Here is a 26036-nt window from a genome sequence, read left to right as displayed (position 1 = left end):
GTTCCAGCCCGTGCTAGCCCGTCCTGCCGGGGATCAGCCCGGTGGCGGCGAGGGCCAGCAGCCGGTCGGCGGCCTCCGGCTCCTGTTCGGTGACCGTCGCGATCGCGCCCGCGAGGCGCAGCGCGTCGGCGAACGCGACGCCCGACGGCACGTCCCCGGCCTTCTGCGCGCGGACGAACAGCGTCTCGCCCGCCTCGAGCATCGCCCGGCACGCCGGGAACGACTCGGACCGGTCCTCCCGCAGCGACACCAGGGCGGCGGTCGCCATCCCGCGAAACGCCGTGGTCCGCGCGACGAACGCGCGCAGCCACTCCGCCAGCGCCTCCCCGGGCACGGGCGAGAGCCGCAGTTCCCGGCCCGTGGCGGCCAGCGCGTCGAAGGCGTCGGCGAGCAACGCCTCCAGGAGATCCTGGCGCGTCGGGAAGTGCCGGTAGAGCGTTCCGATGCCGACGCCCGCCAGCCGGGCGATCCCCTCGAGGGAGGCGCCGGCCCCGTCGCGTTCGAACATCTCCCGCGCCGCGGCGAGCAGCCGCGCGCGGTTGCGGCGCACATCGGAGCGCACCGCCCGCGCCGGGGCCGAGGGCGTGTCGTCGCTGGTCACCTGAGTTGTCGGTCCTTCCCGGCCGGGCAGCGGGCCTGCGGCGATCCGTGGGATCCGCGGCTTTTGGAACGGTCCCTCGATAGTAGCCCGCACCCTGCGGTAACTCCGCCGCCGGCCCGCGCACCCGGCCGGAAGGCCCGACGGGAACGACGGATCAGGCGCCGGGGGAGAGCGGCAGGTAGACCCGCCCGCCCGCCGACTTGAACTCCTCGGCCTTCTCCCGCATCCCGGCGGACAGGACCTCGTCCTCGGCCAGGCCGCGCTCGTCCGCGTACCGGCGGACATCACGGGTGATCTTCATGGAGCAGAAGTGCGGCCCGCACATCGAGCAGAAGTGCGCGGTCTTCGCCGGGGCGGCCGGGAGCGTGGCGTCGTGGAACGCGCGGGCGGTGTCCGGGTCGAGGGACAGGTTGAACTGGTCCTCCCACCGGAAGTCGAACCGCGCGTCCGACAGCGCGTCGTCCCACGCCTGCGCGCCCGGATGGCCCTTCGCCAGGTCGGCGGCATGCGCGGCGATCTTGTAGGCGATGACCCCGGCCTTGACATCGTCGCGGTCGGGCAGCCCGAGATGCTCCTTCGGCGTGACGTAGCAGAGCATCGCGGTGCCGTACCAGCCGATCATCGCGGCGCCGATCGCCGAGGTGATGTGGTCGTAGCCGGGCGCGATGTCGGTCGTCAGCGGGCCGAGCGTGTAGAACGGCGCGTCGTCGCACCACTCCCGCTGCAGGTCGACGTTCTCCTTGATCTTGTGCATCGGGACGTGCCCGGGACCCTCGTTCATCACCTGGTTGTCGAACTCGGCGGCGATCCGCGTCAGCTCGCCCTGGGTGCGCAGCTCCGCGAACTGCGCCTCGTCGTTGGCGTCGGCGATGCAGCCGGGACGCAGGCCGTCGCCGAGCGACCAGGTGATGTCGTACGCGGCGAAGATCTCGCACAGCTCCCTGAAGTTCGTGTAGAGGAAGTTCTCCTCATGGTGGGCCAGGCACCACGCCGCCATGATCGACCCGCCCCGGGACACGATGCCGGTCTTGCGCCGCGCCGTCAGCGGCACGTACGGTAGCAGCACCCCGGCGTGGACGGTCATGTAGTCCACGCCCTGCTCGGCCTGCTCGATGACCGTGTCGCGGAAGATGTCGAAGGTCAGCTCCGCGGGATCGCCGCCGACCTTCTCCACCGCCTGGTACAGCGGGACCGTTCCGACCGGCACCGGCGAGTTCCGCAGGATCCACTCGCGGGTGGTGTGGATGTCCCGGCCGGTCGACAGGTCCATGATCGTGTCGGCGCCCCAGCGGGTCGCCCACGTCATCTTCTCGACCTCGTCCTCGATCGACGACGCGACCGCCGAGTTCCCGATGTTCGCGTTCACCTTCACCAGGAAGTTCCGGCCGATGATCATCGGTTCGATCTCCGGGTGGTTGACGTTGGCGGGCAGCACCGCGCGGCCGGCCGCCAGCTCGTCCCGGACGAACTCCGGCGCCACGCCCTCGCGCAGCGCCACGAACTCCATCTCCGGCGTGATCTCCCCACGCCGCGCGTACGCGCGTTGGGTGACCGCGCCGCAGGTCGCCCGGCGCGGCCGGCGCGGCGGGAACGCGTCGGTGGCGGCGGTACCTGGCGTCGCGCGTCCTTCGGTGCGGCGACCGTCGTCCTCGGGGCGGACGGCGCGGCCCTCGTACGGCGCTGTGTCGCCGCGGTCGGCGATCCACGGCTCCCGTGGCGAGGGCAGCCCGCGGCGGACGTCGGTCGGCCGGTCGGGGTCGGTGTACGGCCCGGACGTGTCGTACAGGACGACGGCGTCGCCGCTGGTCAGCCGCACCTCCCGCATCGGGACGCGCAGGTCGGGACGCGACCCCTGGAGGTAGATCTTGTGGGCGGATGGAACCACTGGTTCGGTCATGACGACTCGATCTCTCCCTACGCCGGCATTACCCGGTCAGGTTCATGCGGTCAGCGGCCGTCTCAGCCGCTATCTCAGCCCGGTTCGCCGGGCCCCCGCGATCTGTCGTCCCTGACGCTAACCCGGCGCACCCCGGTTGCCGCAACCGCCGTCCATGGGATAGGAGGGCCGCCGGGAGCCCGCCGCTCGAGGTCGTTCAGGACCGGCGCGCGGACCGCACCACCAGCGGCAGCGCCAGGGTGAGCGTGCGCAGCGGCTCGGGGGCCGACGGCGACCGCTCCAGCCGCCTACGGCCGTCACCGGGGTCGCCCACGGTCCTCAGCGACGCGGACTCGCGGCCGTCGATGCCGGTGACGACGTGACGATCGCCATGCCGCCGGGTGGTGCCGAGGAGCATCCCGCTGGGCGTGTGGAAGGACGGCTCCTGCGAGCCCCGGACCGTCCCGAGGAACCGGCCGTCCGCGTCGGACACGCGCACGACCTTGCGCCGGGCGGGAAGGGGCGTCCTGCGGAACACCAGCAGCCGCGCGGCGTGCGGGTCGCGCAGCACGACCCTCCCGCGGCCGGAGGCGACCGCGAGGAGGGTGCCGCCGCGCTCGTCCCGGTAGCGACCCGCGCCCTTCGCGAGGCCGCCGTTCACGAGGACGCCCTCCACGAGGACCTGGTCGGCCCTGGCCAGCGCGTCCGCCTTGGGCGGATCGATCTCCTCGCCCGTGTCGTCGAGGACGCGCCAGCGCAGGCCGAGGTGCTCCGTGACGGCGGCGTGCACGGCCGGAAGCCGGCCGGCGGGGAGGTCCCGGTCACGGAGCAGAACGGCGGCGTCGCCCTCGACGGTCGTGACGGCGTCGACGCCCGGCGCCGCGCCGGTGTCGAACCAGACCGTCCAGACGGGGTCGGTGCCCCGCCACACGATCCCGACCGCGTCCACCGCGCCGACGGGGATGGTCGCCTCCTCGGCGCCGCGACGCAGCACCAGGCCCGTGTCCGCCAGGGTCACGACGAGGCGGTCGCGGTGGATCAGGAAGGCCCAGACCGCGGCGGCCAGGGCGAGGAGCGCGCCGACGCCGATGGCGGCGGTGCGGGAGGACGGCGCCGCGAGCGCGCCGACCACCAGGGCGGCCAGCGCGACCCGGAACGGCCACCGGTAGGCCCCGCGGCCGAGCGTGACCCGCGATACCGGTGCGGCCCCGGACGGTGCGGGAGGGGACGGCGAGGGGACGGACACGGTCGGCTCCCTATCGAGTTTGCAGAACTATAGGACGGGACGGGCCGTCCCACCGAGGTGTCCGAAGAAAGAGTGAAATGTCGGGAACAGCGGTTCAGCACGTCGAGTGGAAGAGACCGCCGACGCGTTCGGTCTCGACCAGCCCGTTGTAGAGGGCGACGGCCTCGGTCGTCTCCGCCACGTGCACCTCGATCCCGGCGTCCCGCAGCACCTGGAGGGTCTCCGGCATCGTCCCGAGACGCAGCTCCATGCCCCGGCTGAGGACGACGACCGCGCAGCCGTGCTCGATCAGCTCCTGGACGTCGCCCGGCTGGATGCCCGGGTCGTGCCGGGTGCCGTGTTCGGCCCAGTCCCACTCGCGTCCGCCGCCCGGATAGAGCTTGAAGTCCTTGCCGGGCTCAAGCCCTTCGACCTCCATGCGACCCCAAGCGATATGGGTGATCCGAGGTGACTTGGTCATGGGCGGAGCGTAGTGGTTTCCCGCAGGGTCCCTCTACGGTCAGGGCGATGCGCGGTGATCGGGATGATCGGCGAAGATGGTCGGGTGGTGAGGCTTCCCGGGATCGGCGCGGCGGCGGCGAGGGACGTCGCGTGCGCGGTGCTGCTGGCGTACGTCGCGGTGGCGGTCGCGGTGATGTGGCCGGGCGTCCGCGAGCTGGACGCGGCGGGGACGTTGCTGCTGGTCGCCGCGCACGTCCCACTCGCGGTGATCAGGCGCTGGCCGACGCCGGGACTGATGGCGCTGCTGGCGTTGGTCCTGCCGTACCACCTGGCGCAGTACCAGCATCACGCGCTGATACCCGTCGAGGTGGTCGTGCTGTTCGCGTACGCGGTCCTCGGCAGGAGAGTGCGGGTCTACCTCACCGTGGCGGGCGTCGTGCTGTTCGTCTGCGTGATCGGGGTGACGCTGCGGGCGGGCGGCGGCTCGGTCCGGGAGCAGATCGCGGTCATCGAGGCCGTGGTCGCCGTCGTGATCTCCGTCCAGATATGGCGGTCGCACCGGGCGCGGCTCGCGACGATCACCGAGCGGGCCGAGCGGGCGGAACGGGCCCGGGAGGAGGAGGCGCGGCGCCGGGTCGCCGAGGAACGGCTGCGGATCGCCCGTGACCTGCACGACCTCCTCGCGCACAGCATCACGCTGATCGGCGTCCAGGCCGGGGCGGCGGCGCATCTCGTGCGCGGGGACCGGCCGCTCGACCGGGAGGAGCTGGCCGACGCGCTCGCGTCGATCGCGGCCACCTGCCGCGAGGCCCGGACGGAGCTGCGCGGCACCCTTCAGGTCCTGCGCGGTACCGATGTCGCGACGCCCGGCGCGCCCGGGGCGCTGCCCGGCCTGGACGGGATCGCCGACCTCGTGCGGTCCGCGCGCAGCGGCGGCCTCACGGTCGCTCTCGACGCCGCGGAGACCGGTCCGCCGCCGGAGGTCGGCGTCGCCGCGTACCGGATCGTCCAGGAGGCGCTGACCAACGTCGTCAAGCACGCGCGGGCCGAGCACGTCGAGGTGTCGCTGAGGCGGGACGGCGAGGGAGCGTTCGTCGTGCGGATCGCCGACGACGGGGTCGGGCCGTCCGGAGGGCCGGGCGGTTTCGGGATCCTCGGGATGATCGAGCGGGCGCGCAGCGTCGGCGGGACCCTGGACGCGGGGCCCGGCGACGGCGGCGGGTACGTCGTCACGGCCACCTTCCCGCTCGCGGACGTCCCCTCCCCACGGTGACCGCGCGGACGCGTCCCGGGGCTGCGGCTCACAGCACGCGGACCGAGGTGAGGATCAGGTCGAGGTCGCCCGGGTGGGCGAAGGTGTCGGGAATCGACAACAGCAGCAGGCCCGGCCGTCCGCCGTCCGCGCCGTCCCGGTCGACGACCAGCAGCGCCATCGTGTCGCCCGTCACCGGCCAACCGTTGGCCTTGGCCTGCGGGAAGTCGAACCGGACCTTCTCCAGCCAGCCCTTGCCCCCGCCGTTCACGTCCACCGGACCTGACCGCAGCGTGGTCTCGGTGTGCTGGACGGTGAACAGTTCGCCGATGACCCGCGTCTTCACGCGGGCCGCGACGGCGGCGAGGTCACGGGGGCCGGTGTAGCCGCGGCTCTCGGCGTCCCTCGGCACCCCGGCCAGGGAGGTCGCGTTGAAGGTGGAGTCGCCGTTGCGCCGCGGCAGCGGCGCGATCTGCCCGCTGGTGAACATCCCCGGCTTCTTCCAGGCCCCGCCGGCCGTCACCCACGGCCCGCGGAACCGGGCGTAGGAGATCCCGGCCGCCGCGTCCTCGATCCGCCCCGCCACCGGCGAGACCGCCCCCGCCTGCCGGGACGAGGACGGCTCGTCCGCCGTGGAGCCCTTCGACTCGTCCCGGTCCAGCGCCACGAGGACGAGGGCCGCCACCAGCGACGCCACGGCGACGACCCCCGCGACACCACCGAGGACCCACCTGACGGGCGACCTTCCGCCTCTGCGCGGCGCGGGTGGCGCGGGCGTGGTCGGGTCGACCTCGGTCGGACCCGCGCTCGGCACCGCCGGGTTCAGGGCCGGGTTCATGGCGGGGTTCATGGCCGGGTTCATGGCGGAGGCCATCGCGAGGACGCCGGGCGGCAGCCAGTCGTCGCCCGCGGCGCCCGCGCACCGCTCCAGCACCTCCGGCAGCGCCGGACGGTCCGCGGGGTCCTTGGCCAGGCACGCGGCGACCAGGTCGCGCAGCTCGGCCGGGACGGCGTCCAGGTCGGGGTCCTCCCGGACGATCCGGTACAGCACCGTGTGCGCCTGACCGCGGCCGAAGGGGGCGGCGCCGGTGGACGCGAACACCAGGACCGAGCCCAACGCGAACACGTCCGCGGCGGGCCCGATCTCCTTGTCCGCGCGGGCCTGCTCGGGCGACATGTACGCGACGGTGCCGGTGATCGCGCCGGTGGCGGTGCCGGACGTGGCCTCCAGCGCCCGGACGATGCCGAAATCGATGACCCGGGGGCCGTCCGGCGCCAGGATCACGTTGCCGGGCTTGAGGTCGCGGTGCACCAGCCCGCAGGCGTGCACGGCCATCAGCCCCTCCGCGAGCCCCGCCCCGAGGACGCGGACCGCGCGGACCGGCAGCGGCCCCTGCTCGTCCACCGCCGACTGCAGCGACGGTCCCGGCACGTACGCGGTGACCAGCCATGGCCGCTCCGCGTGCGGGTCCGCGTCGACCAGTTGCGCGGTGAAGAACCCGCCGACCCGGCGGGCCGCCTCGATCTCCGTGGCGAACCGGCGCCGGAAATGCGGGTCGTCGCCGTACTCCGGCCGCACGAGCTTCACCGCCACGGGCCGTCCGCCGGGGGAGCGGCCGAGGAACACCTGGCCCATCCCGCCGCCGCCCAGGCGCGCCGACAGCGTGTACGCGCCCACCCTGCGCGGATCGTCGTCCTGAAGTGGACCCAACGCGACATCCTTCTGGGGCGTGCCCCGGACCGGGCCGGAGCGTCCGGAGAGATCATTTTCAGTGAAGCAGACGCCGCCCGGACGGGTTTTGTTGGCGGCGGTTTCGGGCGGGGCCGATTCCGGTCGCGCGCGTGATGTCGTTCGCCCGGGTCACGGGGCCGCACCCTCGGGGTCTTTCAAAATCCTTACCGATAAGGTCAGGATCGAGGGGACCAGGGGAGGCGAGCGCGTCGGTGAGCACAGAGCGGGAAGCCACGCAGGACCGGATCTTCACGGTGCCGAACAGCCTGAGTCTGGCCCGTCTGGTGGGCGTGCCGCTGTTCCTGTGGCTCGTCCTGATCGAGGCGGACTGGTGGGCGCTCGGCCTGCTGGTGTTCGCGGGCCTGTCCGACTGGCTGGACGGCAAGGTCGCGCGGATCCTGAACCAGACGAGCAAGCTCGGCATGATGCTCGATCCCGCCGCCGACCGGCTCTACATTCTGGCGACGCTGATCGGGCTGACGATCCGCGAGATCATCCCGCTGTGGCTGGTGGTGCTGCTCGTCGCCCGCGAGGTCGTGATCGTGCCGATCGCGCCGATCGTCCGGCGGCTCGGATACAGCGGCACGCTGCCCGTCCACTTCATCGGCAAGGCGGGCACGATGTGCCTGTTGTACGCGTTCCCGTTGCTCCTGCTGGGCGACCATGACGGCGCGGCGGCGACCACGGCGAAGGTGATCGGCTGGTCGTTCGCGATCTGGGGCGCGGGCCTGTACTGGTGGGCGGCCGTCCTGTACTGGACGCAGACCCGGCAGCTGATGGTGGCGGGCCGCGGCTCGCCCCCGGCCGCCGACCCGTCGCCGGGGTCCGACGCGCCGCCGGGATCCGGCGCGGCGCCCGCGGCCGATCCGGCGGGCGGACAGGAGGGAGCGGAAACCTCCCGATGAAGGCCGTCGTGATGGCGGGAGGCGAGGGGACGCGGCTGCGTCCGATGACCGCCAACCAGCCGAAGCCCCTGCTTCCGCTCGTCAACCGGCCGATCATGGAGCATGTGCTGCGGTTGCTGAAGCGGCACGGGTTCGGCGAGACCGTCGTCACGGTCCAGTTCCTCGCCGCGCTGGTCCGCAACTACTTCGGCGACGGCGAGGAGCTCGGCATGTCGCTGAGCTACGCGACGGAGGAGGTTCCGCTCGGCACCGCGGGCAGCGTGAAGAACGCCGCGGAGGCGCTGCGCGACGACCGGTTCCTGGTGATCTCCGGGGACGCGCTCACCGACATCGACCTGACCGACATGGTGCGGTTCCACGAGCGGACCGGCGCGCTCGTCACGATCGGGCTGAAACGGGTGCCCGACCCGCTGGAGTTCGGGATCATCATCGTCGACGGCGACGGCCGCGTCCGGCGGTTCCTGGAGAAGCCCACGTGGGGTCAGGTGTTCTCCGACACCGTCAACACCGGCGTCTACGTGATGGAGCCGGAGGTCCTGGACCATGTCGCGTCGGGCGGGCCGGTCGACTGGTCCGGTGACGTGTTCCCGGCCCTGCTGGACGAGGGCGCCCCGCTGTTCGGGTACGTCGCCGACTGCTACTGGGAGGACGTCGGCACCCACGCCAGCTACCTCAAGGCGCAGGGCGACCTGCTGTCCGGGCAGGTCGACGTCGACCTGGACGGGTTCGAGGTGTCACCGGGCGTGTGGGTCGCCGAGGGCGCCGAGGTGGACGCCGAGGCCGTCCTGAAGGGCCCCCTCTACATCGGCGACTACGCCAAGGTCGAGGCGGGCGCCGAGTTACGCGAGTACACCGTCCTCGGCAGCAACGTCGTCGTGAAGGAGGGCGCGTTCCTGCACCGCGCCGTCGTCCACGACAACGTGTTCGTCGCGCCGTCCACGACGCTGCGCGGCTGCGTGGTCGGCAAGAACACCGACATCATGGCCGGTGCCCGTGTCGAGGAGGGCGCGGTCATCGGCGACGAGTGCGTGATCGAGGCGGAGGCGTACGTCTCCAGCGGTGTGAAGGTGTACCCGTTCAAGACGATCGAGGCGGGCGCGGTCGTCAACACCAGCGTGATCTGGGAGTCGCGGGGGCAGCGCGACCCGTTCGGGCCGCGCGGCGTGTCCGGTCTGGTCAACGTCGAGATCACGCCGGAACTCGCGGTACGGCTGGCCAGCGCCTACGCGACGACGCTGAAGAAGGGCACGACCGTCGTCACCGGGCGTGACGTCTCCCGTGCCGCCCGCACCCTGAAACGCGCGGTGAACAGTGCCCTCACCGCGAGCGCGATCAACGTCCGCGACCTGGAGGCGACGCCGCTGACCGTCGCCCGGTTCGAGACCGGACGCGAGGACGCCGTCGGCGGCGTCTACCTGCGCACCACCCTCGGCGACCCGCAGGGCGTCGACATCGTGTTCCTCGACCCGGACGGCGCCGACCTGTCGCAGTCCGCGCGGCGCAGGCTGGCCCGCGTCTTCGCCCGGCAGGAGTACCGCCGCGCGTTCCCCGGCGAGATCGCCGAGCTGACCTATCCGCCGCGCGTCGTGGAGACCTACACCCGCGACCTGCTGCGGCGCGTCGACATCCGCGGGGTCCGCGAGGCCGGGCTGAAGATCGTCCTGGACTGCGCGGGCGGGGTCGCGTCGCTGGTCCTGCCGAGCCTGCTCGGCAAGGTCGGCGTGGAGGTCCTCACCCGCAACGCCGGGCTGGACGAGGCCGACCCGACCGAGACGCTCGCCGAGCGGATGCGGGACCTGGAACGGCTCGGCGAACTCGTCTCCTCGTCACGGGCCGCGTTCGGGGTCCGGTTCGACCCGGTCGGGGAGCGGATCTCGCTCGTGGACGAGAACGGGGAACTGGTCGGCGACGACCGCGCGCTGCTCGTCATGCTGGACCTCGTCGCGGCCGAGCGGCGCGGCGGACGCGTCGTGCTGCCGGTGACGACGACGCGGGTCGCCGAGCGGGTGTGCCGGTTCCACGGCGTCGAGGTCGAGTGGATGGCCACATCGCAGGACGTGCTCACCAAGGCCGCGGCGCGACCCGGCGTGATCTTCGCGGGCGATGGGCGCGGCGGGTTCCTGATGCCCGAGTTCAGCGGCACCGTCGACGGGATCGCGGCGTTCGTCCGGCTCGTCGGGCTCGTCGCGCGGACCCGGCTGACGCTGTCGCGGATCGACCGCCGCATCCCTGCGGCGCACCTGCTCCGCCGCTCCGTCCCGACGCCGTGGGCGGCGAAGGGCGGCGTGATGCGGCACGTCGTGGAGGCCGCGGGGGACCGCCCGATCGACACCACCGACGGGGTCCGCGTCGTCGTGGAGGACGGCCGCTGGGTCCTCGTCCTGCCCGACCCGGCGGAGGCGGTCACCCACCTGTGGGCCGAGGGACCGGGCGTGGACGCCGCGCAGGCGCTGCTGGAGGAGTGGGCGGCCGTGGTCGAACGCGCGGCCTCCGGGGCACGAGGGTGACCAGGGGCAGGGGTGACCAGGGGCAGGGGTGACCAGGGGCAGGGGTGACCGGGGTCAGCAGCGTTCGCGGGGTCGTAAGCCCGTGGCGTCCGGTTCCCGGTCCCGGTATGCGGCGTCCAGGAACCCGATGAGACGTTCGACGTCCGCGACGTTCGAGACGAGGCCGAGGGACGCGCGGACGGCGCCTCCGCTGGGCAGGCCGAGCACGTCGAGGTAGTCGTCGAGCGTCCGGGTCCGCGTGTGCGCGGTGCGGCGCAGCGCCCGTTCGGGGATCCGGAAGGCGCCTTCTCCGGCGCCGGGGTTGCAGAAGCAGCCGGTGCGGACGCAGATGCCCGCGGCGGCGGTGTCCCGGGCGACGATCCGCTCGTCCACGACGGCGCCGCGGGCGTCGAGGACGTTGAACGCGACGGTCCCGCCGCGCCGGTCCGTGCCGTCCGGCCCGTACAGCCTGATCATGGCGGAGCCGTCGGAGTGGCGCAGGGTCGCCAGGCCCCGCAGCAGCAGGGACGTCAGGTGGCCGACCCTGCGGTGGATGAGGTCCATGCCGATGGCCTGGACCCAGCCGATGCCGAACTCGACGTCCGGGATCGCCAGGAAGTTCAGGGTGCCGTCCTCGAACGCCGTCTCGTCGGGCGCGAGGACGTGCCAGCCGCCGAGGGCGCTGACCGCCTGGATCGTTCCGCCCGCGAACCAGGGCCGCCGCAGCCGGGCCAGCGCGTCCCGCCGCGCGACCAGGCAGCCGACGCCGGTCGGGTACCCGAAGACCTTGTACCAGCTCACCGGGACGAAGTCGGGGCGTGTCCGGCTCAGGTCGAGGCGGTTGGCGGGGACGAACGCGGCCGCGTCCAGCAGCACCTCGTAGCCGTGGTCGTGGGCCTCGTCGATCCAGTCCAGCGGGTGCTGCACGCCGGTGAAGTTGCTCTGCGCGGGGAACACCAGCAGACCGCGGCGGCCCGTGAGCGCGGCGCGGACCTCCTCGCCGGGGACCCGCAGTTCCGGGCCGCGGACGGGAACGTGCGCGACCTCGGCGCCGCGTGCCCGCGCGAACTCGCGGATCCCGTTGACGGAGTTGTGGTTGTCGCCGGTGAGGACGAGCCGGTCGCCGCGCCCGAACGGGTACGCCTCGCCGACCAGCCTGCACGCCCCGCTGGCGTTCTGGGTGAACACCACCGCGTACTCGTCCGGGGACGCGTTGAAGAAGTCCAGGATCGCCGTCCGCGCCCGCTCGATGAGAACCGTGGACGCGCTGGACGCCGGGTTCTCCGAGTGCGGGTTGCCGTAGCAGCCGCCGGACAGCCGCTCGACGTGCGCGCGGAGCTGGGCGGCGGCGGCCACGCCCGATCCGGTGTAGTCGAGGTAGGTCTGTCCGTGCTCGTCGAGGTGGCGGTACTCGGTGGCGCGGAGCTCGTCCAGGCGTCGCGTGTCCTCGTAGCCGGCCATGGTGTTCCCCCGGGCGGCCCGATGGCAGTCGGACAGAGCGGTCATGACGCACCCCCGCATGCAGTAAGCCACACTCTCCGAGAAAACGGTCCGAAATACGGAGATCGTCGACAAGGGTGTTGTCTGACCAATTTCGGACCACTATCGAATGTTTGTCAGGTTCGCCGGGCGAGGACCAGGCATGTTCCCGCGAGGAACAGCACCGTGAACCCGCCCAGCACCGCCCAGTCGACGGCCACGGCCCGCGCGAACGTGTCGCCGTACGAGGCGAGCAGCGGCGGCCCCAGCGGCGAACGGCCCGACCCCCACAGCCGCTCGACACCCAGGCTGTGGCCGAGGCCCTCGAACGCCCACCGGTTGGACATCGCGTGGCTCAGCCACCGTCCCGGCGCCGCCATCACCGGGACGGGCAGGATCGCGCCCACGAACAGCACCTGTGGGAAGCACAGCATCGGCAGCGCCATCGTGGCCTGCGTCGGATCCGTGACCGCCGCGGACACCAGCAGTCCCAGCGCCAGCGCCGCCAGGGAGCATGCCACCAGCGTGACGAACACCTCCCCGTACGCGCCCCACCCCAGTGCGGGCAGCCGGTCCAGCGCGCGCAGGACGCCGAGCATCAGGGCGTCCACCACGGCGAGCAGTGGCAGCAGCACCGCCACCTTCGCCAGCACGTACGGGCCGATCCGCAGCCCCGTGAGCCGCTCGCGTCGCAGCACCGGCAGCTCCGTGCAGATCTGCGACAGACCGTAGGTGAGGCCGAAGAAGAACCCGCCGAACGCGATCCAGAAAAGGATCATCACCGTCGCGCCGGGACTCGGGGATCCCGGCGAGAACGCGTCTGGCCGGAACAGCACCGCGAACATCGCCAGCACCATGACCGGCGAGCCGACCAGCACGGCCAGCGTCAGCCTGCTCCGCGTCAGCAGGTCGGCGTTCCGCCGGGTGAGCAGCGCCCACTGCCGCCACGCCCCGATCGGTCGGCCGCCGTCCCGCCGGACCGCCGCGCTGGTGCGGGAGGAAGCGTCACCGTCCGGGCGCCCGCGGTCCACCCGGCTCGGCCGGACATCGGCCAGACGAAGGTAGACGTCCTCGAACGCCTTGGCCTGGAAGTGGTCGAGCGCCTCGTCAGGTGTCCCGTGGAAGGCCAGCGTTCCGTCGAGGGCGAGGACGGCCACCCGGTCGCACACCGCGACGTCCGGTGGATGGTGCGTCGTGAGGACCACGGTCGTTCCCGTGTCGGCCAGGCCGCGCAGCAGCCGCATCAGCCCGGCCGCCGACGCCGGGTCCAGCCCCGACGTCGGCTCGTCGAGGAAGAACACCCGGGGCCCGGTCAGCAACTCGACGGCGATGCTGGCGCGTTTGCGCTCCCCTCCGCTCAGCGATCCGACGCGTTGCCCGGCGCGGTCGGTGAGCGCCAGCGCCGCCAGCGCCGCGTCGACGGCCTCGTCCAGCTCCTCCGGCGGCGTTCCGGACGGTAGCCGCAGCCCGGCCGCGTACCGTAGCGTGCGCCGCAGCGGCATCTCCAGATGGACGATGTCGTCCTGCGGCACGTAACCCAGCGTGCCCGCGTCCCCGTCGTGGCCGACCTCTCCCTCCGCGGGTGGCCGCACGCCCGCGATGGCGTCGAGCAGGGTGGTCTTCCCCGCCCCGCTGCCCCCGATGATCGCGACGAGTTCGCCGGTGCCGATCGTCAGCGACACGTCCCGCAGCGTCCGCCGCCCGCCCGCGCGCTGCCCCACACCCCGGACCTCGATCATCCGTCCCGCTCCCACCCGGGGGCGGCCCCCCGCGCCCGCCGCGTCGGACCCCGGTCCCCTTCAGGCCACGATGAACGATCACCCCGCGCCGGTCCAGGCTCCGTCAGGCCGGGTGCGGTCAGTCGACGGCCGCGTCCTCGGGCGATCCGGCGGCGATCCCGGCGAGGGTGTCGAGGGCGCGGGCGAGGACGTCCGGGGGCGGGGACGCCAGGCCGACGCGGACGGCGCGGGGAGCGGCGTTCGTTCCGGCGGCGAAGGCGGCGGCGGGCGTCACCGCGATCCCGTGCCGTGCCGCCGCGGCGACGAAGGTGTCGGCGCGCCACGGAGGCGGCAGCTCCCACCAGCAGAAGTAGGACGGCGGGCCCGACCGGGACACGGCGCCCGGAAGGTGCTCGGCGGCGATCCGGTGGCGGGCCTCGGCGTCGGCGCGTTTGGCCTCGACCACCTTGTCGACGGTCCCGTCGGCGATCCAGCCGGACGCCGCCGCCAGCGCGAAACCGGCGGGCGCCCACGCGCCGGACCGCAGGGCCCCGGCGACGCGCCCGGCCAGCGCGGTGGGCGGGACGACGAACCCGGCGCTCAACCCCGGGGCGAGGCGCTTGGAGAGGCTGTCGACGACGATCGTGCGGTCCGTGGCCACCGACGCCAGGGGCGCCGGACCGTCCTCGGGGAGGAACGCCCAGACGCGGTCCTCGACCGCGTGGAGACCGAGTCGTTCGAGGGTGTCTGCCAGCTCGGTGCGACGCCGGGACGGCATCGTCGTTGCGCACGGGTTGTGCAGCGTGGGCTGCAGGTACACCGCGCTCAGCGGGGCGGCCCGGTGGGCGTCGGCGAGCGCGTCCGGGCACAGCCCGTCCCCGTCGGCGGCGACGGGGACGAGCGTCACGCCGAGCCGTGCCGCGATGCCCCTGATCACCGGATAGGTCAGCGCCTCGACCGCGAGCCGGCCGCCCGGCGGCACGAGCGCGGCGACGGCGCCCGCGATGGCCTGCCGCCCGTTCCCGGCGAACAGGACGCCTGCGGGGTCGGGGCGCCAGCCGGGCACGGCGAGCAGCGTCGCCGCCGCCTCCCGGGCCGCGGGCGTGCCCGCGACGCCGACCGGGCCGAGCGACGCCCCGAGGACGTCCGGCCGCAGCAGCCGTTCCATGCCGGCGGCCAGCAGCGCCTCCTGCTCGGCCACCACGGGATGGCTGAGCTCCAGATCCACGCGCGCGTCCCCGGGCTCGGCCAACGCCGGGACGCCCGGACGGTCCGCCGCGCGGACGAAGGTGCCGCGCCCCACCTCCCCGACGACGAGGCCGCGCCGCCCCAGCTCCCGGTACACGCGGGCCGCCGTGGAGGGCGCGATACCGCGCCCGCGCGCGAAGTCGCGCTGGGGGAGCAGCCGGTCGCCGGGCCGCAGCCGTCCCGCCGCGATGTCGGCGGCCACCTCGTCCGCGACGCGCCGGTAGTCCTCCACCACACCTCCGATTGCACCGAGAGCAATCTAAATATTGCACTGAGATTACTCGACTGTCTAGCATCGGAGCACATCGACGACTGAGGAGTGTCATGATCTCGACCGGTGCGATGGCGGCGATCGCCCTGTTCGCCCTCGGGCTGGTGCTGAGCCCCGGCCCGAACATGATCTATCTGGTGTCGAGGTCGGTGACACAGGGCCGCCGCGCCGGGCTGATCTCGCTGGCCGGCGTCGCGGCCGGGTTCCTCGTCTACGTCACGGCCGCCATCGCCGGGATCACCGTCGTCTTCACGCTCGTCCCCGCGCTGTACACGGCGATCAAGGTGGGGGGCGTGGCGTACCTGCTGTGGCTGGCCTGGCAGACGCTGCGGCCGGGCGGCACATCGGCGTTCGTCCCGAAGGACCTGCCCGCCGACCGGCCGCGCCGCCTGTTCGCCATGGGCCTGGTGACGAACCTGCTCAACCCGAAGATCGCCATCCTGTACGTGGCGCTGCTGCCGCAGTTCGTCGACCCGGACCGGGGGCACGTCCCCTTCCAGATCATGCAGCTCGGTCTCATCCAGATCACCATCGCGGTCACCGTCAACGCCCTGATCGTGCTCGGCGCGGGCGGCGTCGCGGTGTTCCTCGCCCGGCGGCCCGGCTGGCGGCGGGTCCAGCGCTACCTCATGGGGTCGGCGCTCGCCGGGCTCGCCGTCCAGATCGGCGTCACCCGCCCCGCCGCCCACTGACCGCCGCCTCGCGCGGGCGGTCAGCGGGCCGGGCTCGGGTCGGGCTCGGGTCGGGCTCGGGCGGGGCTCAGGCGGGGATCGGAACGCGTTCCCGTTCGTCGGACGACGGCAACGGCGACGCGGGCACGCGCAGCACGCGGGCGGCCCACCCGGGCAGCCACCAGTTCCACCGGCCGAACAGCGAGACCATCGCGGGAACGAGCAGCGCCCGCACCACGGTCGCGTCCAGCAGGATGCCGATCCCCAGCCCGGTCGCGAAGATCTTCACCTCGACGATGGGGGCGGCGGCGAGCGAGGCGAAGGCGAGGAACAGGATCAGCGCCGCGCTCGTCACCAGCCGTCCGGTCCGGCCGAGGCCCTCGACGACGGCGGCCTCGGTCGACCCGGTCCGGTCGTACTCCTCCCGCAGCCGGGCCAGGATGAACACCTCGTAGTCCATCGAGAGTCCGTACAGGAACGCGAAGACCATCGCGGGGACGAACGAGGCGATCGACCCGGTCGCCGAGATGCCCCACACCAGGTCGCTGCCGTGCCCCTGCTGCCACACCAGGGCGATCGCGCCGAGGACCGCCGCCAGCGACAGCAGGTTGAGCAGCACCGCCTTCACCGCCAGGAGCAGCGAACGGAAGGCGCGGGCGAGCAGGACGAACGTCAGCACGCAGATCAGCGCGAGCATCAACGGGAACGTCCCGTACACCTTGGAGACGAAGTCGATGTCGTTCGCGGTCTCACCGCCGACCCGCGCGCCCGGCGGCACCGCGTCCCGGACCGCCTTGACGACGTCCTTGCCGGCGTCCGTGCCGCCCTCGGCGACGGGCAGCACGGTCACCAGCGCCGTCCCGCCCCGCCGCCACGCGTCCCCGGCGGGCGCGGCGACCGCGTGCACGCCCGGCAGGGCGCGCAGCTCCGCCGCGGTCGCCGCCGGGTCCGCGCCCGCGCCCACGGGCAGCAGCACGTCCACCGGCGTGAGGACACCGGACGGCACACCGGCGCGGCGCAGGTCGGCGAGCCCCTCGTAGGCGGGCCCCGACTTCGCCAGGGCGCCGCTGCTCGGCTCCCCGAGGTTCAGGCCCAGCGCGGCGAACGCCAGACCCCCGAGCACGGCCAGCGCCGCCAAGGCCGCCGGGGTCCGGAACCGGACGACCCGCCGGGCCCAGCCCGTCCAGGCCCGCCCGGCGCGGGCGCCGTCGCTCCGCCACCGGGGCGCGATCCGGTCGAGGGCGGGCCCGACCGTGACGAGCGTCACCGGCAGCAGCGTCAGCGTCACCAGCGCGCTCACCGCCGGGATGATCACACCGCCGTACGCGACGCTGCGCAGGAACGCGACCGGCACGACCAGCATCGCGACGAGCCCGATCGCGACGGCGGCCGCGCTGAACACCACCGCGTGCCCGGCCGTGGCCATGGCGCGCCGGGTCGCGTCCTCGGTCGACAGGCCCCGCGCCCGTTCCTCCCGCCACCGCGTCACCAGCAGCAGCGAGTAGTCGACGGCGACGCCGAGGCCGATGAGCGCCACGACGAACTGCACCATGAAGTTCACCTCGGTGACGCCGGTGAGCGCGTAGACCAGCAGGAACGAGCTGAGAATTGACACGACCGCGATGACGAGCGGCACGACCGCCAGCACCGACCCGAACACGAACGCCAGGACGACGAGCGCCCCGAGCCCGCCGACGAGGGTCTCGGTGAGGACGCTCGGTCCCTCACTTCCGGCCTCCTCCTCCAGGCCGTCCATGCTCGTGACGCGCAGCTCCGTCCCCGAGGGCAGCAGCGGACGCATCGCCTCGGTGATCGGTCCGACCGGGTCGGGCCCCTCGTCGAACTCGGTCGCCCCGGGATCGATTTGCGGGTAGACGAGGCCGTAGACGGTCCGGCCGCCGTCGCCGGTGAAGCGGACGTCACCGGTGTCCGCGTACGACACGACGCGGGCGTCGAGCCGATTTCCGGCCGCCGCGAACGCCGCGCGCAGGCCCTCGCGCACGGCGGGCGTGTCCGCGGACGTCCCGGCGGGCAGCTTCACCACGGGCACGAGGGGTTTGGCGTCGCCGCCCGTCCGGTACTCCGCCACGATCGCCGCGTTGGCGTCGCGCGCCGCCGAGCCGGGCGGCGCGAAGTCCTCGACGAGCCGGTCGGGGACGTTCAGCGCGGCGAACGCCCCGGCGCACGCGGCGGCGAGCCACACCAGCGCGATCAGGAGCCGGTGCCGCAGCACGAATCCAGAGAATCTGTCCATGCGCCCATGGCAGCGGCCCGCCCTTCCGGCGCCGTGTGAACGGTCTTGGAGTTCCCTGGGAATCCGCGTTCACAGGGAACTCCAAGGTCATTCACAGGGTTCCCGCAGTGCGCGAAGGAGGGCTCACCGGACAGACTTGCACCGTGACGCCCACCAAGATCCTTGTCGTGGACGACGAGGCGTACCTCGCCGACCTCGTCGCGACCGCGCTGCGCTACGAGGGTTTCGAGACGGCCGTGGCCGGGTCCGGCGCCGAGGCGCTGGCGAGCGTCGCCCGGTTCGGCCCGGACCTGATCGTCCTGGACGTGATGCTGCCGGACGGCTCAGGCCTGGACGCCTGCGCCCGGCTGCGCCGCGACGGCTGCGAGGCCCCCGTGGTGTTCCTCACCGCCCGCGACGCCACCGAGGACAAGATCAAGGGCCTGACGGTCGGCGGCGACGACTATGTGACCAAGCCGTTCAGCCTGGAGGAGCTGATCGCGCGGATCCGCGCCGTGCTGCGCCGCACCCGGCCCGGGACGCGGGAGCGGGCCCGGCTGTCGTTCGCCGACCTGGAGATCGACGAGGACACCTACGAGGTGCGGCGCGGCGGCCTCCTGGTCGACCTCACCCCCACCGAGTTCAAACTGCTGCGCTACCTGCTCCTCAACGCGGGCCGCGTGCTGACGAAACGGCAGATCCTCGACCACGTGTGGCAGTACGACTTCGGCGGCGGCGACGGCGTCGTCCAGACCTACGTCAGTTACCTGCGCCGTAAGCTCGACGACCGCGACCCCCGGCTCATCCACACCGTGCCGCGCGTCGGGTACATCCTCCGCATGCCCCGGGAGGGCTGATGTCGCTGCGCAGGCGCATCCTGCTGACCCAGCTCGGCCTGCTCGCGCTCGGCCTGCTGATCGCGGGCGCGTCGAGCTTCGCCGCGCTGAACGACTGGAAGAACGACAGCGAGCACCGCCGGATGACCGCGGTCGGACGCGAGGCGGCGGCGCTGTTCGCCGAGGGCGGGCCCGGCGGCGCGTGGTCGCGGCTCCCCGCCGCCACCTCGGAACTGGACCGGTTGTGGCGCGCCGCCGGCGACGGCGGAGGACTGCCGATGTTCATGCAGGTCCGCCGGGCCGACGGCGCGACCGTGGACACGGTCTCGTTCGGCGACGCGCCACCGCTGCCGGACGATCTGCGCCCGGACCGGGCGCACGACGACAACCCCGACGGGGAACGGTTCGTCCGCACCGACGCCCGTCCCCGCCCCGGCGAGGAGGCGGACGAGGGCCCGTTCGGGCACGAGGGCCCCGACTGGCTCGTCCGCACCGCGTGGGTCCCCGGCGGACGGCACTACCTCGTCACCGCCATGCGCACCACCGAGCAGGACGAGTTCTTCGGCCGCACCCTCGGCACCCAGACCATCGTCACGGTCGTGGTGCTCGCCGGGGTCGGGCTGCTGGTGTGGCGGGCCGTCCGCTGGGCCACCCGCCCGCTGGAGGAGATCGCCTCGACCGCCGCGCGGATCGGGGACGGCGAGCTGTCCCGCCGCCTCGCCGTGCCCGGCCCGAACACGGAGGTGGGCCGGCTCGCCGAGGCGCTGAACGGGATGCTCGCGCAGATCGAGGCGGCGTTCCGGGAACGGGAGGCCTCCGAGGACCGGCTGCGCCGCTTCGTCGCGGACGCCTCCCACGAGCTGCGCACCCCCGTCGCGACCGTCCGCGGATACGCCGAACTGTTCCGCCGCGGCGCCGCGGACCGTCCGGAGGACCTCGCCAAGGCGATGAGCCGCATCGAGTCCGAGGCCGAGCGGATGAGCCGCCTCGTCGACGAGCTGCTGCTGCTCGCCCGCCTCGACCAGGGCCGCCCGCTGGAACGCGAGCCCGTCGACCTGGCCGCGCTCGCCGCCGACGCGGTCGCCGACGCCACCGTCGTCGACCCGGACCGCCCGCTCACCTTGGACGCGGACGCCCCCGTCGTCGTCACCGGTGACGCCGCCCGGCTCCGGCAGGTCCTGGACAACCTGCTGGCGAACGTCCGCCGCCACACGCCCCCGGGCACGGCCGCGACCGTCCGGGTGTCCGGGCGCGCCGAAGACGCGGTCCTGGAGGTCGCCGACGAGGGCCCGGGAATTCCGCCCGCCGACCGCGCGCGGGTCTTCGAACGCTTCTACCGGGCCGACCCGTCCCGGTCCCGCGACCGCGGCGGGTCCGGACTCGGACTGTCGATCGTCGCCGCCGTCGCCGAGGCCCACGGCGGCCGTGCCTCCGTCGCCGACGCCCCCGGTGGCGGCACCGTGTTCGCGATCACCCTGCCGCGCTGATCCCGGCCTTCGCACCCCGGGCGGGCCATGATGGGCCGGTGAGCGCACACCGGGACGACGACCGGCACGGGTGGCGGCGCCCCGACGCGTCCATGTCCCTTCTCGCCGACCTGTTCAGCGGCGACGTCCTCGACCACGGCTACGCCGAGGCCGCGGCCCGCAGGTCCGGCGACGCCGCCCCTGCACGGGCCCGGACACGGCTGCGGGGCGGCGGCGTCCTGCTCGTCCTCGTCCTGGCCGGCACGCTGATCGCGGTCGCCGGGGCCGAGGTGCGGCGCGACCGGTCCGTGGCGGCCGAGCGGCGCGCCGGACTCGTCCGCGAGATCCACGCCCGCACCGCCGAGACCGACGCCCTCCAGCACCGCCTGAACCGGCTGCGCGCCGAGAACGAGCGGCGCCGCGCCGCCGCCCTCGCCGACAGTGACGCGGGCCGCGAACTGCGCCGGTGGCTCGCCGCCGTGGCCGCCGCCGCGGCGGCCACGCCCGCCGCAGGGAAAGGCCTGGTCGTCACCCTCGACGACGCGCCGCGCGACGAATCCGCCGGACGCGCCGCCGGCGGCGGACGGGTCTATGATCAGGACCTCCAGGTCCTGGTGAACGGACTCTGGGCGGCGGGCGCCGAGGCGATCGGGATCAACGGGCAGCGGCTCACGCCGACGACGGCGATCCGCGCCGCCGGGGAGGCCGTCCTGGTCGACTACCGGCCGCTCGGCCGCCCCTACGAGGTGACGGCGGTCGGGGACCCCGGCCGGCTGCGCGCCGCGTTCTCCGGCTCGGCCGCCGACCGACGGCTGCGGAACCTGAACGAGCGTTACCGGATCAGGTACGACACGCGCCGCGCGTCCGCGGTGGAACTGCCCGCGGCGGGCGGCGTCCGGCCGCGGTACGCGGCCCCACGCGAGGGAGGGTGACCCAACGGTGATCGCGCTGATCGGACTGGTGATCGGCGTGGCGCTGGGCCTGTTGGTCCAGCCGGACGTGCCGCTCTGGCTGGAGCCCTACCTGCCGATCGCGATCGTCGCGGCCCTCGACGCCATGTTCGGCGGCATCCGGGCCCGCCTGGAGGGGATCTTCGACGAGAAGGTGTTCGTGGTGTCGTTCGTCAGCAACACCGTCATCGCCGCGCTGATCGTGTTCCTCGGCGACAAGCTCGGCGTCGGCTCGCAGCTGTCCACCGGCGTCGTGGTCGTCCTCGGCATCCGGATCTTCTCCAACGCGGCGGGCATCCGGCGGAAGCTGTTCGGCGCATGACCGGCGAACGGCCCACCGGCCTGCGCGGACTTCTGCCGCTGCTGCGTCCGCGGGTCAGCGTCGGCCAGCTCGCCGGGGGGCTGCTGTGCCTTGTGCTCGGCTTCGCGGTCGTCGCGCAGATCCGCTCGAACGAGCGCGACACCGCCTTCGCCACCGCGCGCCAGGACGAACTCGTCGTCGTCCTGTCCGATCTGGGCCAGCGGTCCGAGCGGCTGCGCGGCGACCTCCGCGAACTCGAAGAGACCAAGGCCCGCCTGGAACAGGACGCCCAGGGACGAACCGCCCTGGAGGAGGCGCGTGAACGAGCGACCGCCTACGGTCTGCTGGCGGGCAGCCTGCCGGCCGAGGGTCCCGGCATCGAGATGATGATCTACGATCCGCGCGGTGGTGTCACGGCCTTCGGCCTCCTCGACGTCCTGCAGGAGCTCCGCGACGCCGGAGCCGAGGTCATTCAGGTCAACGACGTCCGGGTCGGTGTCGACACCTACTTTCTGGACGACCGGAACGGGGTCCAGGTCGATGGGCGACCGCTCGTTCCCCCGTACCGGTTCCGCGCCATCGGCGACGCGCACACGATGACGACGGCCCTGAACATTCCGGGCGGCGTGGTCAGGACGTTGCGGGGCGCCGGCGCGACCGTCTCGATCGCCTCACGCGCGAAAGTCGCCGTCGACGCGATACGGTCGTCATAGGGGGTACGGAGAAGGCGATGAGCCGGACGCCGGGCTCGGGCGTCGCGATCAGGGCGTCCGCGCGGCGGCGTAGACCTGCGATCATCGACGAAGGTAGTTTGGTCCGGGCGGCTCACCGTTCAGGTTGACCCCTCGGGTAATACCCGCGTAAGTTGCGGCGACCGTCCCGTGAACGGCGGTGAGTTGGACCGTGGTCCGGGGGCGGGTCCCCGGCGTGGGTTGGTTTGAAGGATGCGCGTGGCGCCGGCGGCTCCCGTTGTGAGACGGGGCACGGGCGGCACGCCGATGGTAGGAGGCCGAGCCGATCGATGCCGAGCGTCTACTGCACGCAGTGCGGTCACGCCAACCCGGACGATGCCCGCTTCTGCTCCAACTGCGGCACTCCGCTCATGCGGAGCGCGCTGCCCCCCCGGGAGTCGCCCGGCGAGTCCACGTCCACGATCTCCATCGGCGGGTTCGAGGCGCTGGACACCGACGCGGGCGCCGAGGAGCCGTCGCTCGGTCCCGACCAGATGGCCATGGAGGCGCTTCCCCCGGGAACCGCGCTGCTCGTGGTCAAGCGGGGCCCGAACGCCGGCAGCCGTTTCCTGCTCGACCAGGACCGCACGTCCGCGGGCAGGCACCCCGAGAGCCACATCTTCCTCGACGACGTCACGGTGTCCCGGCGGCACGCCGAGTTCGTCCGCCAGGGCGGCACGTTCTCCGTCCGTGACGTCGGCAGCCTCAACGGCACCTATGTCAACCGGCAACGGATCGACCACGCCGGCCTGTCAGGCGGTGACGAGGTGCAGATCGGCAAGTTCCGGCTGGTGTTCCTGACCAACCCGGCGCACGCCTGACGGGCGACGATGGGAGGGCCATGAACCCGCAGCCAGCCCGGTCCCCGATGACGATCGGGGACGTCCTCGGACTGCTCAGGCCCGACTTCCCCGACATCACCATCTCCAAGATCCGGTTCCTGGAGTCGGAGGGCCTCGTCGAACCGCAGCGCAGTCCGTCCGGCTACCGCAAGTTCAGCGACGCCGACGTGGAGCGGCTCCGGTTCGTCCTGACCGCGCAGCGCGACCACTACCTGCCGCTGCGCGTCATCAGGCAGCACCTCGAGGCCCGCGATCGTGGTGAGAACGTTCCGCCGCTCGGCGCCGACCGGCGCCGCCCCCGCACCCTCGTCGCCGCCGACACCACGGCGGACGCAACGGCGGTCCGGCTCACCCGCCGCCAGCTCCTCGACGGCGCGGGCATCGACGAGGCCCTGCTCGCCCGCCTGGAGGAGTACGGCCTCGTCCGCCGGACCGGCACCCACTACGAGGGCGACGCCCTGAACATCGCGCGCGCCGCCGCCGCGCTCGGCGAGTTCGGCTTCGAGGTCCGGCACCTGCGCGCCGTCAAGGCCGCCGCCGACCGCCAGGCGGGCCTCATCGAGCAGATGGTCGCGCCGCAACTGCGCCGCCGCAGCCGCGGCGCCCACGAACAGGCCGCCGCGACCGCACGCGAGATCGCCGCCCTCTCGGTCAAACTGCACGCCGCGCTCGTCTCCGCCGGCCTCCGCGAAAGTCTCGACCGCTGATCATGTGCGCCGCGGAGGATTTTGTCGGACCCGCGGCCTCACGAGCTGTCCGGGCCGGGGTGTACGTTGGCTACAGGGTTCGGTCACGAATCGATCCGCTGCACGTGGTGATCGAGACAGCGAGAACCGGCAGGGAGTCGCAGTGAAGCAGATGGAGGTCGTCGGCGTCCGGGTCGAGATGCCCTCCAATCAGCCCATCGTCCTGTTGAAGGAGACGGAGGGCGACCGCTACCTGCCCATCTGGATCGGGGCCGTCGAGGCGACCGCGATCGCCTTCGCCCAGCAGGGAGTGCTGCCCGCCCGCCCCCTCACCCACGACCTGTTCCGCGACGTCCTGGACGCCCTCGGCGTCCAGCTCCGCACCGTCAACATCACCGCGCTGCGCGAGGGCATCTTCTTCGCCGACCTCGTCTTCTCCAACGGCGTCGAGGTGAGCGCCCGCCCGTCCGACTCCATCGCCCTGGCCCTGCGCACCGGCGCCACCATCTTCGCCAGCGAGGACGTCCTCGAAGAGGCCGGCGTGGCCATCCCCGACGAGCAGGAGGACGAGGTCGAGAAGTTCCGCGAGTTCCTCGACACGATCTCCCCCGAAGACTTCGGCCGAGCCGGCTGACACCCCCGACCCACCCGCCCTCCGAGGAAACGGAGCCCGCCCGCTTGGGCGCCTCCCATAGCCAGGTGGGCCGTCGGTCCACGCGATGGTCGCGTTCGCTCTGGCCGAGCGGCCACTGCACCGCCAGCAGGAGGCCGGTTTCCCACCGCCCACCTCGTCCTACCGACGCCTTGTGGCGTTCGTGCCTTTGAGGACGGCCTGGTTCTGCCCGGCTGCGCCATCCAGCAGACCGTGTACGACGTCCCTACGTCGACAGGTGCGGCGCTCGCGGCGATCAACGGACGGAACACGTCCGAGGGGACGCTCCGACCCCCCGAACCGCGGTACCGGGCACATCCCTCCGCTCCTGTCGATATCAAGATTCGGCAACCATGATCGTTCATGGTGTCCCACCGAACCGAATGCCGTACCGTAGGCCCCATAAGCGGCGACCTCAGCCCCCGCCGCAACCACGCACGAACCCCAACCGTTGCGATCGCGTCCGAAGGCAGGTTCAAGCGAAGCGAGAACCTGATCGCGCAGCGAGCCGCAAGGCGAGCCGGAGCGATGCAGCGATCGCACCGCAGTTCACGACGATGGAGGGCGCCCCGCGCCCGAAGGAGGAGTGCACTGCAGACAACACGGGTAGGAGTGGGTTTGGCGTGGGAGGCGCGTAGTTTGCCCACGTGAAGCCGCTTCATCCGGGCATGCGACGCGCCGACAGTGAACGTTGACCACACCCTGACCGGCACCTTCCGTGCTGGTGGAACACCCGTGGTGGTATTTCGTCAAACCCCCTTGACGAAGCGCCACGGGATGATTTGGAGCCGGAGGTCCGCGTGGCGGTGAGCAGCGGCGAGGGCAAGGCGACCCCCGAGAGGCATATGGCGTCCCAGCGCGCCGGAGAGCAGGGTCTGCTCTTCGACACGCGGGTGTCGGTGCCACCGGAGGACGTCGGCTACCGTGGCCCGACGGCGTGCGCGGCGGCGGGGATCACCTACCGGCAGCTGGACTATTGGGCCCGCACGAAACTGGTGGAGCCGAGTGTCCGGTCGGCGCACGGGTCCGGGAGTCAGCGGCTGTACAGTTTCCGCGACATTCTCGTCCTGAAGGTCGTGAAGCGGCTTCTCGACACCGGGGTGTCGTTGCAGCAGATCCGTACGGCGGTGACCCATCTGCGTGACCGCGGCGTCCAGGATCTGGCGCAGATCACGTTGATGAGCGACGGTGTGAGCGTGTACGAGTGCACGTCGGCGGACGAGGTCGTCGATCTGCTGCAGGGTGGGCAGGGCGTGTTCGGGATCGCGTTGGGACGGGTGTGGCAGGAGGTGGAGGGCAGTCTCGCGGAGCTGCCCGGTGAGCGCGCCGCGACGGGCGACGACGCCCACCCGCACGACGAGCTGGCGAACCGGCGCCGTGCGCGCCGCACCGGTTGAGTTCACCGCGCTTCCC

Annotated in this window: 22 protein-coding genes and 1 riboswitch; of the genes, 13 read left to right on the top strand and 9 right to left on the bottom strand. The window is 73.0% G+C overall.

Translation table 11 applies throughout. From position 1 onward, the window contains the following. Positions 1-13: 13 nt before the first annotated feature. The 4 genes from BZB76_RS21350 to BZB76_RS21335 form a co-directional block, all read right to left on the bottom strand. A complete protein-coding gene (locus BZB76_RS21350; RefSeq protein ID WP_211343106.1) occupies positions 14-601 on the bottom strand; it encodes a TetR/AcrR family transcriptional regulator in 588 nt (195 codons plus the stop codon). Between the two features lie 154 nt (positions 602-755). Next, positions 756-2498 carry a phosphomethylpyrimidine synthase ThiC gene (gene thiC / locus BZB76_RS21345; protein WP_121436103.1) on the bottom strand — a complete coding sequence of 581 codons (1743 nt, stop codon included), beginning with the start codon at positions 2496-2498 and terminating at the stop codon, positions 756-758. Then, positions 2494-2607: riboswitch (TPP riboswitch) on the bottom strand. (Overlaps the previous gene by 5 nt.) Before the next feature lie 87 nt (positions 2608-2694). Then, entirely contained in the window at positions 2695-3723 is a 1029-nt protein-coding gene (locus BZB76_RS21340; protein ID WP_121436102.1) for a hypothetical protein, read from the bottom strand. Between the two features lie 94 nt (positions 3724-3817). Continuing rightward, entirely contained in the window at positions 3818-4183 is a 366-nt protein-coding gene (locus BZB76_RS21335; protein WP_121436101.1) for an Mth938-like domain-containing protein, read from the bottom strand. An 87-nt stretch (positions 4184-4270) separates the two neighbouring features. Between BZB76_RS21335 and BZB76_RS21330 the strand changes: the two genes are divergently transcribed. Further along, positions 4271-5437: a sensor histidine kinase gene (locus tag BZB76_RS21330; protein WP_211343105.1), complete on the top strand. Its 1167-nt coding sequence runs from the start codon at positions 4271-4273 to the stop codon at positions 5435-5437. A gap of 28 nt (positions 5438-5465) precedes the next feature. Here BZB76_RS21330 and BZB76_RS21325 read toward each other — a convergent pair whose 3' ends face one another. Continuing rightward, on the bottom strand, positions 5466-7127 hold the full coding sequence (locus BZB76_RS21325; RefSeq protein ID WP_211343104.1) for a serine/threonine-protein kinase: 1662 nt from the start codon (positions 7125-7127) through the stop codon (positions 5466-5468). Positions 7128-7360: 233 nt separating this feature from the next. Here BZB76_RS21325 and clsA point away from each other — a divergent pair, with 233 nt between their 5' ends. Together clsA and BZB76_RS21315 are read left to right on the top strand one after the other, a co-directional pair. Continuing rightward, positions 7361-8053, top strand: a complete 693-nt coding sequence (clsA, locus tag BZB76_RS21320; RefSeq protein ID WP_246007093.1) for a cardiolipin synthase ClsA — start codon at positions 7361-7363, stop codon at positions 8051-8053. Then, positions 8050-10560, top strand: coding sequence for a mannose-1-phosphate guanyltransferase (locus BZB76_RS21315; RefSeq protein WP_121436099.1), 2511 nt, complete (start codon positions 8050-8052; stop codon positions 10558-10560). The genes clsA and BZB76_RS21315 overlap by 4 nt, the downstream gene beginning before the upstream one ends. Positions 10561-10614: 54 nt before the next feature. Here the strand turns inward: BZB76_RS21315 and BZB76_RS21310 are convergent, their stop codons facing one another. From BZB76_RS21310 to BZB76_RS21300, 3 genes are all read right to left on the bottom strand, one after another. Further along, positions 10615-12045, bottom strand: coding sequence for an aminotransferase class V-fold PLP-dependent enzyme (locus BZB76_RS21310; protein ID WP_211343103.1), 1431 nt, complete (start codon positions 12043-12045; stop codon positions 10615-10617). Positions 12046-12155: 110 nt separating this feature from the next. Continuing rightward, positions 12156-13757: an ABC transporter ATP-binding protein/permease gene (locus tag BZB76_RS21305; RefSeq protein WP_121436098.1), complete on the bottom strand. Its 1602-nt coding sequence runs from the start codon at positions 13755-13757 to the stop codon at positions 12156-12158. A gap of 118 nt (positions 13758-13875) precedes the next feature. Beyond that, a complete protein-coding gene (locus tag BZB76_RS21300) occupies positions 13876-15219 on the bottom strand; it encodes an aminotransferase-like domain-containing protein (protein ID WP_246007092.1) in 1344 nt (447 codons plus the stop codon). A gap of 89 nt (positions 15220-15308) precedes the next feature. Here BZB76_RS21300 and BZB76_RS21295 point away from each other — a divergent pair, with 89 nt between their 5' ends. Further along, complete coding sequence (locus BZB76_RS21295; RefSeq protein ID WP_121436096.1) at positions 15309-15947, top strand: LysE family translocator; 639 nt, start codon at positions 15309-15311, stop codon at positions 15945-15947. Between the two features lie 67 nt (positions 15948-16014). Here BZB76_RS21295 and BZB76_RS21290 read toward each other — a convergent pair whose 3' ends face one another. Then, entirely contained in the window at positions 16015-18180 is a 2166-nt protein-coding gene (locus BZB76_RS21290; protein WP_121436095.1) for an MMPL family transporter, read from the bottom strand. 143 nt (positions 18181-18323) lie between these two features. Here BZB76_RS21290 and BZB76_RS21285 point away from each other — a divergent pair, with 143 nt between their 5' ends. From BZB76_RS21285 to BZB76_RS21245, 9 genes are all read left to right on the top strand, one after another. Further along, positions 18324-19016, top strand: coding sequence for a response regulator transcription factor (locus BZB76_RS21285; RefSeq protein ID WP_121436094.1), 693 nt, complete (start codon positions 18324-18326; stop codon positions 19014-19016). Further along, the gene (locus BZB76_RS21280) at positions 19016-20482 is read left to right on the top strand and encodes a sensor histidine kinase (RefSeq protein ID WP_246007091.1); all 1467 of its coding nucleotides are present in this window, start codon (positions 19016-19018) and stop codon (positions 20480-20482) included. Before BZB76_RS21285 ends, BZB76_RS21280 begins: the two co-directional genes overlap by 1 nt. 38 nt (positions 20483-20520) lie before the next feature. Beyond that, positions 20521-21393, top strand: coding sequence for a DUF881 domain-containing protein (locus BZB76_RS21275; protein WP_121436093.1), 873 nt, complete (start codon positions 20521-20523; stop codon positions 21391-21393). A 7-nt stretch (positions 21394-21400) separates the two neighbouring features. Further along, complete coding sequence (locus tag BZB76_RS21270) at positions 21401-21733, top strand: small basic family protein (protein WP_121436092.1); 333 nt, start codon at positions 21401-21403, stop codon at positions 21731-21733. Then, entirely contained in the window at positions 21730-22425 is a 696-nt protein-coding gene (locus BZB76_RS21265; RefSeq protein ID WP_121436091.1) for a DUF881 domain-containing protein, read from the top strand. Before BZB76_RS21270 ends, BZB76_RS21265 begins: the two co-directional genes overlap by 4 nt. A 308-nt stretch (positions 22426-22733) precedes the next feature. Then, entirely contained in the window at positions 22734-23264 is a 531-nt protein-coding gene (locus tag BZB76_RS21260) for an FHA domain-containing protein (RefSeq protein WP_121436090.1), read from the top strand. A 20-nt stretch (positions 23265-23284) separates the two neighbouring features. Next, positions 23285-23992, top strand: a complete 708-nt coding sequence (gene ftsR / locus BZB76_RS21255; protein WP_121436089.1) for a transcriptional regulator FtsR — start codon at positions 23285-23287, stop codon at positions 23990-23992. Positions 23993-24134: 142 nt separating this feature from the next. Next, positions 24135-24605: a bifunctional nuclease family protein gene (locus BZB76_RS21250; RefSeq protein WP_121436088.1), complete on the top strand. Its 471-nt coding sequence runs from the start codon at positions 24135-24137 to the stop codon at positions 24603-24605. Between the two features lie 818 nt (positions 24606-25423). After that, positions 25424-26020, top strand: coding sequence for a MerR family transcriptional regulator (locus BZB76_RS21245; protein ID WP_246007090.1), 597 nt, complete (start codon positions 25424-25426; stop codon positions 26018-26020). Positions 26021-26036: the final 16 nt, after the last annotated feature.

Source organism: Actinomadura pelletieri DSM 43383 (genome assembly GCF_003634705.1).
Taxonomy (GTDB): domain Bacteria; phylum Actinomycetota; class Actinomycetes; order Streptosporangiales; family Streptosporangiaceae; genus Spirillospora; species Spirillospora pelletieri.
Note: the sequence above shows the minus strand (reverse complement) of the source record. Positions and strands in the feature narration are given on the sequence as shown.